At 35.0% G+C, this 13576-nt stretch carries 12 protein-coding genes; 1 reads left to right on the top strand and 11 read right to left on the bottom strand.

All coding sequences use genetic code 11. The features are described 5' to 3' along the window. Positions 1 to 22: 22 nt before the first annotated feature. Genes moaE through moaC form a run of 3 tightly spaced genes read right to left on the bottom strand, consistent with a single transcriptional unit; the run spans position 23 to position 1208 of the window. Positions 23 to 466 (bottom strand): molybdopterin synthase catalytic subunit MoaE, encoded by a 444-nt coding sequence (gene moaE, locus J3U35_RS10865; protein ID WP_267361348.1) that lies wholly within the window; start codon positions 464 to 466, stop codon positions 23 to 25. Position 467: 1 nt separating this feature from the next. Further along, on the bottom strand, positions 468 to 713 hold the full coding sequence (moaD, locus tag J3U35_RS10860; protein ID WP_267361346.1) for a molybdopterin synthase sulfur carrier subunit: 246 nt from the start codon (positions 711 to 713) through the stop codon (positions 468 to 470). Between the two features lie 12 nt (positions 714 to 725). Next, a complete protein-coding gene (moaC, locus tag J3U35_RS10855; protein WP_267361344.1) occupies positions 726 to 1208 on the bottom strand; it encodes a cyclic pyranopterin monophosphate synthase MoaC in 483 nt (160 codons plus the stop codon). Positions 1209 to 1377: 169 nt separating this feature from the next. Here moaC and priA point away from each other — a divergent pair, with 169 nt between their 5' ends. Then, positions 1378 to 3546 (top strand): primosomal protein N', encoded by a 2169-nt coding sequence (priA, locus tag J3U35_RS10850; RefSeq protein WP_267361342.1) that lies wholly within the window; start codon positions 1378 to 1380, stop codon positions 3544 to 3546. A 42-nt stretch (positions 3547 to 3588) separates the two neighbouring features. On the opposite strand, the gene J3U35_RS10845 is transcribed toward priA, so the two are convergent. The 8 genes from J3U35_RS10845 to J3U35_RS10810 all read right to left on the bottom strand — a co-directional run bounded on the left by J3U35_RS10845 (position 3589) and on the right by J3U35_RS10810 (position 13561). Then, complete coding sequence (locus J3U35_RS10845) at positions 3589 to 3894, bottom strand: ComEA family DNA-binding protein (protein WP_267361340.1); 306 nt, start codon at positions 3892 to 3894, stop codon at positions 3589 to 3591. 152 nt (positions 3895 to 4046) lie between these two features. Then, positions 4047 to 5891 (bottom strand): SurA N-terminal domain-containing protein, encoded by a 1845-nt coding sequence (locus tag J3U35_RS10840; protein WP_267361338.1) that lies wholly within the window; start codon positions 5889 to 5891, stop codon positions 4047 to 4049. Positions 5892 to 6019: 128 nt separating this feature from the next. After that, positions 6020 to 8455 carry an endopeptidase La gene (gene lon, locus J3U35_RS10835; RefSeq protein ID WP_267361336.1) on the bottom strand — a complete coding sequence of 812 codons (2436 nt, stop codon included), beginning with the start codon at positions 8453 to 8455 and terminating at the stop codon, positions 6020 to 6022. Positions 8456 to 8651: 196 nt separating this feature from the next. Beyond that, complete coding sequence (gene clpX / locus J3U35_RS10830; RefSeq protein WP_267361334.1) at positions 8652 to 9917, bottom strand: ATP-dependent protease ATP-binding subunit ClpX; 1266 nt, start codon at positions 9915 to 9917, stop codon at positions 8652 to 8654. Positions 9918 to 9941: 24 nt separating this feature from the next. Next, on the bottom strand, positions 9942 to 10544 hold the full coding sequence (clpP, locus tag J3U35_RS10825; protein ID WP_065558960.1) for an ATP-dependent Clp endopeptidase proteolytic subunit ClpP: 603 nt from the start codon (positions 10542 to 10544) through the stop codon (positions 9942 to 9944). An 89-nt stretch (positions 10545 to 10633) separates the two neighbouring features. Next, positions 10634 to 11935 (bottom strand): trigger factor, encoded by a 1302-nt coding sequence (gene tig / locus J3U35_RS10820; RefSeq protein ID WP_267352401.1) that lies wholly within the window; start codon positions 11933 to 11935, stop codon positions 10634 to 10636. Positions 11936 to 12044: 109 nt separating this feature from the next. Continuing rightward, complete coding sequence (gene lpxD, locus J3U35_RS10815) at positions 12045 to 13073, bottom strand: UDP-3-O-(3-hydroxymyristoyl)glucosamine N-acyltransferase (protein ID WP_267361332.1); 1029 nt, start codon at positions 13071 to 13073, stop codon at positions 12045 to 12047. Continuing rightward, positions 13073 to 13561 carry an OmpH family outer membrane protein gene (locus J3U35_RS10810; protein WP_267352403.1) on the bottom strand — a complete coding sequence of 163 codons (489 nt, stop codon included), beginning with the start codon at positions 13559 to 13561 and terminating at the stop codon, positions 13073 to 13075. Before J3U35_RS10810 ends, lpxD begins: the two co-directional genes overlap by 1 nt. Positions 13562 to 13576 lie beyond the last annotated feature (15 nt).

Below are 13576 nucleotides of genomic sequence, written 5' to 3'. Positions count from 1 at the left end.
GCTATTATATAGTAAATAGTAATTAATACCATTTTTTCAATGCATCAACATCAGATTTTTTTGCTTCAACCCAATTATTACCATCAATAGTATTTTCTTTTTTCCAAAATGGCGCTTCATTTTTTAATATATCCATAATAAACTCAGCTGCCGCAAATGCATCTGAACGATGTGCACTACTCACGCCCACAAATACAATTTTTTCATTGGTTTTAATATTACCCACTCGATGAATGACAGCGATTCGACTCAATTGCCAACGTTGTCGAGCTTGTACAATAATATTGCTCAATACCTTTTCTGTCATTCCCGCATAATGCTCCAAATAAAGTCCAATGGTTTTTTTTTCTGTACAACGAACTTTACCAATAAATGTTACCACCGCACCATCTTGTGGTAATTCAGAAAGCCAGCTAATAATGTCATTAGTATTAATCGATTCATCGTCAATTTTAATTATATCCATTTTATCCTCCCGTTACGGGCGGGAAAAATGCAATTTCATCGCCTGATTGAATAATATAGTTAACATCCGCAAATGTTTGATTCACTGCACATAATACTGTTTGTTCTTTTAATGCCAATGCCCACTTATCACCGCGTTGACTAAGATGCTCAATAAGTTCGGAAATAGACCAGTGTTCGGCATTCAATTCAATAGTATCTATTCCAACTAACTCTCTGGTTTGAGCAAAAAAAATAATTTTATTCATGATGTTCTTTTTCTATGTTTGTGCAACAAAATCACCAGATTTTCCACCTGTTTTTGATAGCAACCTTACTTGTGTTATTACCATATCTTTTTGTACTGCTTTACACATATCATAAATAGTTAATGCGGCAACCGAGGCAGCAACCAGCGCTTCCATTTCAACGCCGGTTTGCCCATTTAATCGGCAAAAAGATTCAATTCTTATACAACTTCTATCAATATCTGCTTGAATATTGATTTCAATTTTAGTTAATAATAATGGATGACATAAAGGAATCAGTTCCCAAGTTTTTTTTGCTGCTTGAATTCCAGCAATTCGTGCTGTTGCAAACACATCCCCTTTTTGATGCTTTTCTTCTAGAATCATATTTAATGTTTTTTCACTCATTAAAATTATTGACTCTGCTTTCGCTTCTCGCGTTGTTATTTTTTTTTCTGAGACATCAACCATGTGCGCATCACCACGCTGATTAATATGTGAAAATAACTCTGACATCTTTTATCCCTTTCATAGTCATCAAAAATCCGATAAGATCAAGATAGCAAATTTTACAACTTGAAACCACTTTTCACATCTTAAAATTAGATTTCATGGTGTAGCTTTTGCGAGTTCATTTAATTTTACGTACAATACGAGTTTAATTTAACCATTGATGTGATTTTTCATGCTTATCGCTCATGTAGCTTTACCTGTACCATTACACCAACTTTATGATTATCAATTAACTATGCCTGCTCAAATTGGTATGCGGGTGAAGGTTCCTTTTGGTCATCGTGATGCAATAGGCATAATTGTTAATATCGATAAACATACCGATGTTGATATTAGTCATTTGAAATCCATAAAATCAATTGTTGATGAATCACCCATATTTAATGATTCAATATGGCAATTATTAAATTGGGCAGCAAGTTATTATCATTATCCAATAGGTGAGGTGTTATTTCATGCTTTACCCATTTTATTAAGACAAGGACGAGCAGCAAGTAAGGATGAAATTAAAAAATGGCAATTAACTGAGCTTGGTAAGCAGTTCAATATAGACTCAATGCCTCGTGCGACCAAACAAAAACAACTATTATTAGCATTAAAAAATGATACGCTACAAGAAACCGACTTTAATTCAGCTGTCTATCTTGCATTACAGAAAAAACAGTTAATAGAACAAGTCCGTTGTTTACCAGACAGTACTGAATGGCAAACTTGCTATTCAACAAATACAACTGCAATTGAACTCAATGCACAACAATCAAATGCCATTCAAAGCGTCAATAAACAGATTGATAATTTTAATGTGTTTCTTTTAGAGGGAGTGACCGGTTCAGGCAAAACTGAAGTCTATTTAAATATTTTATCTCACGTGTTATCAATGGGAAAACAAGCATTGGTATTAGTACCTGAAATCAGTCTTACACCACAAACCATTACCCGATTTAGACAACGTTTTAATGCACCGATTGACATTTTACACTCAGGATTAACGGTCAAAGAAAGACTGGGGGTATGGTTAAGAAGTCGTAATGGCGAAACAGCTATTGTCGTTGGAACACGCTCTTCACTTTTTACACCATTTAAAGAGTTAGGTATCATTATTATCGATGAAGAACATGATAGCTCTTATAAACAACAAGAAGGTTGGCGCTATCATGCTCGAGATTTAGCAATAATCCGAGCCAAAATTGAAAATGTTCCGATTTTGTTGGGTTCTGCAACGCCTTCACTTGAAACACTCAAAAATGCTATCTATCATAAATATCAGTTGCTCCAGCTTACTGAAAGAGCGGGTAATGCAACGCTGGCTAAACAGTCTATTTTAGATATTCGAGGTTTAACCCTCGATGCAGGATTATCACAGCCATTAATTGAGCAAATCCAGAAACACTTATCTGATAATAATCAAGTCATGCTCTTTTTAAACCGACGGGGTTTTTCACCATTACTGATCTGCCATGACTGTGGTTGGATTGCAGAATGTCCTCGTTGTGACAGACCCTATACTTATCATCACAAACAGCACAAATTGAGTTGTCACCATTGTGATACACCACGAGCTGTTCCTCAACAATGCCCTAAATGTGGATCGACTCACCTCGTGCCAATTGGATTTGGAACTGAACAGCTTGAAAAAAGACTCGAAGTTTTATTCCCCGATATTAAAATTAGTCGCATTGATCGCGATACAGTCAGTAAAAAAGGCGCATTGAATAATTATTTACATGATATTCAACAAGGCGGAGCTCATATCTTAGTTGGCACTCAAATTTTAGCGAAAGGCCATCATTTTCCAGATGTTACTTTAGTTGGAATTATCGATGTAGACGGAGCGCTATTTTCAAGTGATTTTAGAGCAACAGAACGATTTGCACAAATTTATACTCAAGTTTCTGGTCGGGCAGGTCGGGCAACTAAAGCTGGCGAAGTTATTTTGCAAACCTATCATCCAGATCACCCACTTCTTAATATTTTATTAAATGAGGGATATCAAAAATTTGCAAGCGTAACACTACACGAACGTCAATTAACACAGTTACCCCCTTTTAGCTATCAAGTATTGATCCGTGCAGCAGATCGTAATAATCATTATGCTCCCATTTTTTTACAAAAAATTCATGACTGGTTAAGAGCAAACTGTGATTTAGGTTTATGGCAACTTGGCCCGATGCCAGCAAATCAAGCCAAAAAAGCGGACTACCATCGGTGGCAATTACTTTTACAACATACTAATCGCAAATTGTTACAAGAAATATTGGATAAACTTATCCTTAACATTGAAAAGTGGGGAGAAAGTTCACGAGTACGTTGGAATATAGATGTCGATCCGGTAGATTATTAGGGTTAGGCATTTTCCACCAATATGAATTGGTGGAAAATAATATCACAATGCTATTTTCCCGATGTTTTTATCAAGAGTGGCTTGCCCGATACCAGAGACTTCTTTAAGTTGTTCAACCGATACAAATGGTCCAAATTTTTCACGATATTCAATAATTTTTTGAGCTTTACTTAATCCAATTCCTGTTAATATTTTTGTCAGTTCTTGCGCTGACGCAGTATTAATATTAACTTGAATGGTCTGCTTTTGTTCTTGCTTAACGGGTGATATTGGCGTTGGTTCCGCTAAACTGATTGATGAAAAGATAAAAGACGATAGTAAAATACCAAATAATGAAATTCGTTTCATATAATTAACCTCTAAAATAGTTACGCAATTAAATTTGCGTTAGCACTATCTCATTTAATTTAATGAAACGATTTAACTTGTTATAAAAATGAGAAAAGCCACACAAGTGGCTTTTAGTTTTAACAGTGTCTATATCAAATTTTCGATGTATATCACAAATTTGAGTTTGGCATAATTTCAATTTTTGCTTTAGAACGCATATCCGTAGCTAAAGAATTATAGGTATTTTGCAAATAATAACGCAGTAAATAAGATGAAACATCTTGCCACTCACCATCTTTAACTTGTGTTAATACCGTGATATAAGCATCATGTTTATTGATGTGTTCAACCCCATAGACACGTTTATCGGTTGCAGAAGGAACTAAATTAAACACCATATCAACCACTTTCCTATCAGGTTCATTAGAATCTCTTTTCAAGGTATAATTGGTAGAAAATTGTACTTGTTTTGATGTGCCTTTTACATTTAACTCTTTCACAATATCATCCACTGTTGATTTAAAACGACTATCAACAATATCATCATAAAGTTTTTGATGTATTTCGTTTTTTACCTCTTCAAATGAAGCAATTCCTTCAGGTTTATAATCGACAACTTGAATGATAAAATCTGACATGTCTAAATCTCGTCCTACAGGTATTATTTCTGAAATTTTACCCGTCACTTTATCATCAGCAATCATGTCGCTACTAAATATGACATCTCGTACTTCTGGATAACGAGCAATTGAACTTGCATCATTATAATAAGTCCAATCTGTTTCTTTAACGTCTAAACCAGCCTCTTTAGCTATCGCATCGAAATCGTTAGAATGGTTAACTAGCGCTGACTTCATTTTATCTTCAGCATTTTCAAAATGTTGTTGAATTTTATTTTCTTGAAGCTTGGTCTTAATTTGGTATTTTGCATAATCATAATCCATAGATTTAGCTTTTTGTAAATCATCTAGTTTGACAATGACATAACCACCTTCGACTTGTATTGGTTTAGAAACTTCACCAATATTATGTAAATTTGCCTCTTTAAAAGGTTGTGGTAAGTCATCATTATCAGCAAACCAACCTAGTGAACCATTTTTGCCATAAGGAGAAACATCTTCATTCTGATTAATATTCTTCAATACTGTTGAAAATTCGGTTCCCGATGATAGGTCTTTGACGATATCTTCAGCTTGATTATAGTCTTTTACAAAAATCACACTAAACGATTTTTTGGCAGGATAGGTATATTCCTTTAGGTTATCATTAAATTCTTTTTTAATGTCTTTATCATCAATACTGATAGTGTTTAGATAATCTTGCTTAGAATTTGCTATGTATTTAAATTTAACTCTTTCCTTTCTAAAAAAAGAATTTTTATGCTCATCATAGTATTTTTGCTCATCTTCAGTCGTAATATTGACATCATCCATTTTGACAATAGAAGAACTGATTGGCGCGGCATAAATAGTTCTTGTTTGATCAAGTAATTGTGAAAAATCAGAATCATTTGGTACAACAAAATCACTATAGATTAATGAACTGATAAGCTGTTGTCGCTGTGCAGCTGCTCTAATAGACTCCGCATAAGCCTCTGGTGTAAAGTTATTTGCCGCAAGAAGATTTAAATATTTTTGATTACTAAACTTTCCGTTTTCAAAAAATTCCTTTTGCTTGCTAATCATTTCTTTTAAACGATCGTCACTAATATTAAGGTTGAGCTCTTTAGATAATTGGTAAGCGAGATAGTTATTAATTTGATCAGCAAGAACATCTCGACGAATTTGTTTAATAAAAGTGCTATCACCCATCGCTCTTGATGATTCTGCACTAGCCTGAGCCTCAAATTGCGCTCGACTAATCCCTTCACCATCCACTTTCGCTATATATATTTGTTCATCACGTGCACTATTACCGCCACTGAACACGCCGGTAAAAATAAAACTTATAATAATTATAGCGAATATAATTTTAACAGCTACATGGTTTGCAGCTGCTCGGATTGTTTCCATCATTTCTAAAGATTCTCCATAAAACCAATAATTAATTTGGCAAGTATAGCATATTTACTAAAATAGGCTATTGTCAGAATGTTAAGCAAAAAAAAGATCAACATGCGTTGATCTTTTTAAAATTTAGATAATTAATTTAATCGAGCTGGCACTTCAACATTCCCTTTTACTTTTTTAATGGCCTTTTTAGTCGGTTGTTTTAAAGTAACTTTATTGGTAACAGGTTCCATTCCAAATGGGTTATTTTGAAGTGCAACGGTTATAACATCATCAATCCATTTTACAGGTATAATTTCAACTTCAGATTTAACATTGTCTGGGATGTCTTCCAGATCTTTGACATTATCCATTGGAATTAACACAGTTTTAATGCCACCACGATGTGCTGCAAGAAGCTTTTCTTTCAAACCACCAATTGGTAACACTTCTCCACGCAATGTGATCTCGCCTGTCATTGCAACATCAGAACGAACAGGATTACCCGTTAATGTTGATATTAATGAAGTACACATAGCAATGCCTGCACTTGGACCATCTTTTGGTGTCGCACCATCTGGCACGTGCACATGAATATCACGTTTTTCATAAAAATCACTATTGATACCCAATTTCTCCGCTCGAGAACGAACAACTGTTAATGCAGTTTGAATGGACTCTTGCATAACATCACCTAATGATCCAGTATAGGTAAGTTTTCCTTTACCTGGAACACTGACAGATTCAATAGTTAACAAATCACCACCGACCTCTGTCCAGGCAAGTCCAATAACTTGTCCTATTCGGTTTTCATTATCCGTTTTTCCATAATCGAAACGTTGCACGCCTAAGAACTCTGCTAAATTAGCTTGCGTGACTTTCACTTTTTTCAATTTACTATCTAGCGCTAATTGTTTAACAACTTTGCGACAAATTTTGGCTATTTCACGCTCTAAACTTCGCACACCTGCTTCACGAGTATAATAACGAATAATACCGATAATGGCAGAATCTTCAATGTCAATTTCTTTTGATTTTAAGCCATTATTTTCAATCTGTTTAGCAATTAGATGTTGTTTAGCAATATTCAATTTTTCGTCTTCTGTGTAACCAGAAAGTCGAATCACTTCCATTCTATCAAGTAATGGAGCAGGAATATTCATTGAATTTGCCGTTGCAACAAACATCACATCGGATAAATCATAGTCAACTTCCAAATAGTGATCACTAAATGCATTATTTTGCTCTGGGTCAAGAACTTCTAATAAGGCAGAAGCAGGATCTCCACGCATATCAGATGCCATTTTATCAATCTCATCTAATAAGAATAATGGATTTTTCACCCCAACTTTAACCATACGTTGAATTAATTTACCCGGCATAGAACCGATATAAGTACGTCGATGTCCACGTATTTCTGCTTCATCACGTACACCACCTAAAGCCATTCGGACATACTCTCGCCCTGTTGCTTTAGCTATTGACTGACCAAGCGAAGTTTTACCAACACCTGGTGGTCCAACTAAACATAAAATAGGACCTTTTACTTTATTGACTCGTCCTTGCACAGCTAAATACTCTAAAATTCGGTCTTTGACTCTCTCAAGTCCATAATGATCCTTATCTAGAATCTTTTGAGCGGCTTCAATATCTTTTTTCACTTTACTTCGTTTATGCCAAGGAACTTGTAACATCCAATCAATATAACCACGTACCACGGTCGCCTCCGCTGACATTGCTGGCATCATCTTAAGTTTATTAAGTTCAGCAATAGCTTTTTCTGTGGCTTCTTTTGGCATTTTTGCTTTAGTGATTTTGGTTTTTAACTCTTCAAACTCATCAGGTTTATTATCAATATCACCTAATTCTTTATGAATAGCTTTGATTTGTTCATTTAAGTAATATTCTTTCTGCGCTTTTTCCATTTGTTGTTTAACACGCTGACGAATATTTTTTTCAACTTGCAACAAATCGATTTCAGCTTCCATCATTGCAATAAGCAATTCGAAACGTTTTTCTAAATCAGCTGTGACTAGAATTTGTTGTTTCTGATCCACTTTCAAAAATAGCGTTGCCGCAATAGAATCTGATAATTGTGAAGGTTCTTTTATTAAACGAATTGAATCAACCACTTCTTGTGTGATTTTTTTGTTGAGTTTTGAATATTCTTCAAAATTAGATAATACAACGCGGACAAGCGCTTCATTGAGATCTTGAGCGCGTTTTTTCTCACTAAGTGGTTTAATATTAGCAATTAAAAAGTCATCATCATTTTGATCAACAATATCAACTATTTTAGCTCGCTCTACGCCTTCGACTAAAACTTTCACTGTGCCATCTGGCAATTGGAGTAATTGTAGAATATTTGCTATCGTGCCAATTTCATATAAATCTTCAATATCTGGATCATCTTGCGATGGATTTTTTTGGGTAACAAGAAAAACTTGCTTATCCATTTCCATTGCACTTTCAAGGCAACGTATAGATTTATTTCGTCCTACAAAGAGAGGGATCACCATGTGTGGGAACACAACAACATCACGTAATGGTAAAATAGGCATAATCATTGATTTAGTTTGTTTTGTTTTCATATTGTTCTCTCTGGTAATACAAACTTATTAGGTAGATATTGGGATTGTTTTGAGATATTCAAGCCTATTTTATTATTGTTTAAAACATATTATTCCTTAAAAGCCTTGACGAATTCAATCACTCATAATGTTTAGTTTTACTTATACAATTTTTTCATCAGTATACTGCCACTTTCATGGCAGTTTATTTCTATCATTAAGCTAAAAGTTTCGTGTTATCTCGATACACTAGCTTAGGTGGTTGAGATTTTTCAACCGTGTCTTGTTCAACAATCACTTGTTTAATATTTTTTTCTGATGGTAAATCATACATCGTATCTAATAAAATATTTTCAACAATCGAGCGTAAACCACGCGCCCCTGTTTTACGTTGCATCGCTTTGACGGCTATGGCGTCTAAAGCTTCTTTAGAAAACTCAAGATCTACACCATCTAAATCAAACAATGCTTGATATTGTTTAGTTAATGCATTTTTAGGTTCAGTCAATATACTGATTAGCGCATCTTTATCCAGTTCAGATAGTGTACCAATCACAGGTAACCGTCCAATAAATTCTGGAATTAAGCCAAATTTCACTAAATCTTCAGCTTCGATTTGGGCTAACAGTTCAGATTCAGAAGCTTTTTGCTTGGTACTTTTAACATCAGCGCCAAAACCGATTCCTGTATTAGTTGAAACACGATTTTCAATGACTTTATCCAAGCCACTAAATGCGCCACCACAAATAAATAGGATTTTTGATGTATCAACTTGTAAAAATTCTTGTTGAGGATGTTTACGTCCCCCTTTAGGTGGAACGGATGCAACCGTACCTTCAATAATTTTTAACAATGCTTGTTGAACACCTTCGCCCGACACATCCCGTGTGATTGATGGATTATCTGATTTTCGTGAAATTTTATCAATTTCATCTACATAAATAATACCACGTTGCGCTTTTTCAACGTCGTAATCGCAATTTTGTAGTAATTTTTGAATAATATTCTCAACATCTTCGCCCACATAACCCGCTTCCGTTAGCGTTGTGGCATCGGTCATTGCAAAAGGAACATCCAGATATCGAGCCAATGTTTCAGCTAATAATGTCTTTCCACTACCTGTTGGTCCAATTAATAAAATATTACTTTTACCTAATTCAACATCTCTCGGATTAGAATAGTTGCGTAACCTTTTATAATGATTGTAAACCGCTACAGATAATACTTTTTTGGCGCGATCTTGACCAATAACGTACTCATCAAGATGTGCACGAATTTCATGAGGAGTTGGTAAAGGTTTACTGATAAACTCTTCATGGGAAAGAAAGTTTTTAGTTTCCTCTTTCAAGATATCATTACACAAACCAATACATTCGTTGCAAATATAAATAGATGATGGCCCTGCAATGAGTTTACGAACTTCATGCTGACTCTTACCACAAAAAGTACAATAAAGTAATTTTTCGGAATTTGTTTTATTCACTTTAACCACCTACCTAGTCTGTTATTAAGATCGTTTACTGTATATGGCATCCACTAAACCATATTCAACCGCTTTTTCAGCAGACATAAAGTTATCACGATCTGTATCTCTTTCAATCACGCTAATATCTTGACCTGTATGCATCGCCATAATTTTATTTAATCGACTTTTAACCTGTAAAATTTCTTGAGCATGAATTTGTATATCAGAAGCTTGACCTTGAAAACCACCTAATGGTTGATGGATCATCACTCGAGCATTAGGCAAGCAGTAACGTTTTCCTTTTGTACCGGCAGTTAGAAGTAAAGACCCCATTGAACAAGCTTGGCCTAAACAAATAGTGCTAACATCAGGTTTGATAAATTGCATCGTATCATAGATTGCCATTCCTGCTGTTACTACACCACCAGGTGAATTGATATAGAGATGAATATCTTTTTCAGGATTTTCGGCTTCTAAAAATAGCATTTGAGCAATAATTAAATTAGCCATGTTATCTTCAACTTGACCTGTTAAAAATATAATCCGCTCTTTCAATAAACGTGAATATATATCATAAGCCCTCTCTCCACGAGAACTTTGCTCAACCACCATTGGTATAACACTCATAAATGGTTCTAACGGCATTTTTATCTCCTAATTAAACAAAATAGCCCAAACAGATAATCCTTATTTGGGCTTTAAAGTAATTTTTTTAAACTGAATAAAACTGCTAATTAAGCCATTTGCTGATTCATTAATTCAGAAAATGAAGAATTTTTATCAGTTACTTTTGCACTAGCTAATAACAGATCAACAACTTGATCTTCTAGCGCTACAGAACGGATATTGTCCATCGCTTTTTTATCTTTGCGGTAATATTCTATCACTTCTTTAGGATCTTCATAAGCCGTTGCTATTTCATCAATCAATGTTTGCACACGAGCCTCATCAGCTTTGAGTTTATTACTTTCAATAATTTCACTGAATAATAATCCAATACTGACACGTCGTTTTGCTTCAGCTTCAAATAACTCTTTTGGTAGTTCCATTGGTTGTTTCATGTTGCCACCAAAACGTGATAAAGCCTGTTGGCGTAATACATCAACTTCACGATCGATTAACGCAGTTGGAACGTCAATTTCATTATTTTTAACCAATCCATCGATAACTTGTGATTTGATTTTGTTACGAATTGTCGCATTAAGTTCACGTGTCATATTTTTACGAACTTCAGCGCGTAAACTTTCGATTGTTCCATCAGCAATACCAAAACGTTTAATAACATCTTCAGTCAGCTCAGGAAGTTCAAGCTCTTCAACTTTTGTCAATGTTGCAGCAAATACAGCTGGTTTACCTTTCAAGTTTTCAGCGTGATAATCTTCCGGGAAGGTTACATTAATATCAAACGAATCACCTGCTTTATGCCCAATAATCGCATCTTCAAAACCTGGGATCATTCGACCTTGTCCTAAAACTAATGCAAAATCATTAGCTTTTCCACCTTCAAACTCTTCTCCATCTACTTTACCCACAAAATCTAAAGTCACTCGATTTTGTTCGCCTGCAGCTTGTTCTGTTACTTTCCAAGTACCTTGTTGTTTACGTAGTGTTTCAATCATAGTTTCAACATCTGCATCGACAACTTCTGCAACAGGTTTTTCAACTTCAATTTTATCTAAATCTTTAACTTTAACGTCAGGATAAACTTCGAATTCAACGTTAAATGTGTAATCTTCTCCATTTTTATATTCTTTAGGAGTATAAGTTGGAGCACCAGCTGGATTTAATTTTTCTTGAATAATCGCATCAATAAAACTTTTTTGCATTAAATCACTTAATGCTTCTTGTAAAATTGAAGCACCGTAACGCTGTTCAACAAGTTTTAAAGGCACTTTTCCTTTACGGAAACCATCAATACGAACTTTTTTAGCCGTATTAACTAATTCTTTATCAATAGCTTTTTTAATATTTTCAGCTTTAATAGTAATTGACAAACGTCGACCTAAACCTTGTGTTGTTTCTACCGAAACTTGCATCTTTATACCTCGGAATTATTGAATATATTCAGCCCATAAATAAATCATCAATGATATTTGGGCTTAAAAAAATTATAAAATAGGTTGGCATTATACCGACCGAAACTGGCTACGTCGAGCTATTTAATAGTTTCTTCTCAAGTGATTTCAAGCGTTTATTCATTTCATCAATATGTAAAACTAATGAAGCGGTTTTTCGCCATATTTTATTCTCTTGCAATGGAATACCTGATGAATAAACGCCTGGCTTAGTGATCGGGCGCATAACCATGCCCATTCCAGTCACTGTGACTTGATCACAAATTTCCATATGTCCATTGATTACACTTGCGCCACCAATTAAACAATGACGTCCTATAGTCAGACTTCCTGCCATTATTACACCACCAGCAACGGCAGTATGGTCACCTATAATATCATTATGGGCAATTTGGCATTGATTATCAATAATCACCCCATTACCAATCACGGTATCATCAAGTGCACCACGATCTATCGTAGTTGATGCCCCAATTTCGACATTATCACCGATAATAACACGTCCAAGTTGAGGGATTTTAATCCATTTACCTTTGTCGTTCGCATAACCAAATCCATCAGAGCCAATAACGGTTCCAGATTGAATCAGGCAGTTTTTACCAATAACACAATTATGATAAACAGTTACATTAGCCCACAATTTAGTGTCGGCACCAATAGTCGTATTTTTTCCTACAAAACAACCCACTCCGATAATACAGCCATCCCCTAAATGTACACCGCTTTCGATAACGGCATTAGCACCGACCGAAACATTAGCGCCTAATTGAGCGGTAGGGTCGATCACAGCAGAAGGCGCGATATCTTTGGCAGGATCGGGGGTTGTATCAAGATATTGTGCTAATTTTGCATAGGCAAGATAAGGATTTTTAACAATCAATGCAGCACCGTGCCAATACTTAAGGCTATCTTCAGTCATCACAATAGCAGAAGCTTTACATTCTGCTAATTTGCTTTGCAATTTTTGATCCGCCAAAAAAGTGATTTGCCCAGATACAGCGCTTTTCATTGAAGCTATACCGGTAATGAGTATATCTGCATTACCGTGTAATTGTGCGTCAAGATAGTTTGCTAGTTGCTCTAAACGACAAGCCAACATTATTTTTTGACCTTTTCCAATACTTTTTCAGTGATATCAACGGCATCAGAGGCAGAAAGTGCTGCTTCGGCTTTCAAAATAAGATCATATTTTTCAGTAGCAACAATCTCTTTAACTGCACTTTGAATTTGTTTCAATAATTTTTCTGCTTCTTCATTTTCACGTTTACGATATTTTATTGAAAAATCTTTTGCTTTACTTTCAAAATCAGCAATTGTTTTATTTAATTTGCTTTTTTCCGATGCAGATAGTGTTGGACCATCTTTTTTCAAACGAGCACTTGCATTCTTCGCTTTTTCTTCTTGATCTTGTAACGATTTGATTTGTGATTCAAATTCCTTATCTAATGCTTTACCAACGGCTTCCCGTTGAGGCATTTGTTGTAATACAGACATCACATCTATAACACCAATTTTTATTTCTGCATTAGCTATACCTGTATAAAGAAGCGCTGCACTAAGACTAATAATAGATATAATTTTTTTCACTTTTTTCACCTATGT

This window comes from Gilliamella sp. B2717, from assembly GCF_026536675.1.
Lineage (GTDB): Bacteria > Pseudomonadota > Gammaproteobacteria > Enterobacterales > Orbaceae > Gilliamella > Gilliamella apicola_I.
The sequence above is the reverse complement of the archived record's forward strand: the minus strand, read 5'-3'. Positions and strand labels throughout refer to the sequence as shown.

Coding starts and splice junctions, on each gene's coding strand:
- moaE (WP_267361348.1), bottom strand. CDS start 466: ATGGATATAATTAAAATTGACGATGAATCGATTAATACTAATGACATT.
- moaD (WP_267361346.1), bottom strand. CDS start 713: ATGAATAAAATTATTTTTTTTGCTCAAACCAGAGAGTTAGTTGGAATA.
- moaC (WP_267361344.1), bottom strand. CDS start 1,208: ATGTCAGAGTTATTTTCACATATTAATCAGCGTGGTGATGCGCACATG.
- priA (WP_267361342.1), top strand. CDS start 1,378: ATGCTTATCGCTCATGTAGCTTTACCTGTACCATTACACCAACTTTAT.
- J3U35_RS10845 (WP_267361340.1), bottom strand. CDS start 3,894: ATGAAACGAATTTCATTATTTGGTATTTTACTATCGTCTTTTATCTTT.
- J3U35_RS10840 (WP_267361338.1), bottom strand. CDS start 5,891: ATGATGGAAACAATCCGAGCAGCTGCAAACCATGTAGCTGTTAAAATT.
- lon (WP_267361336.1), bottom strand. CDS start 8,455: ATGAAAACAAAACAAACTAAATCAATGATTATGCCTATTTTACCATTA.
- clpP (WP_065558960.1), bottom strand. CDS start 10,544: ATGCCGTTAGAACCATTTATGAGTGTTATACCAATGGTGGTTGAGCAA.
- tig (WP_267352401.1), bottom strand. CDS start 11,935: ATGCAAGTTTCGGTAGAAACAACACAAGGTTTAGGTCGACGTTTGTCA.
- lpxD (WP_267361332.1), bottom strand. CDS start 13,073: ATGTTGGCTTGTCGTTTAGAGCAACTAGCAAACTATCTTGACGCACAA.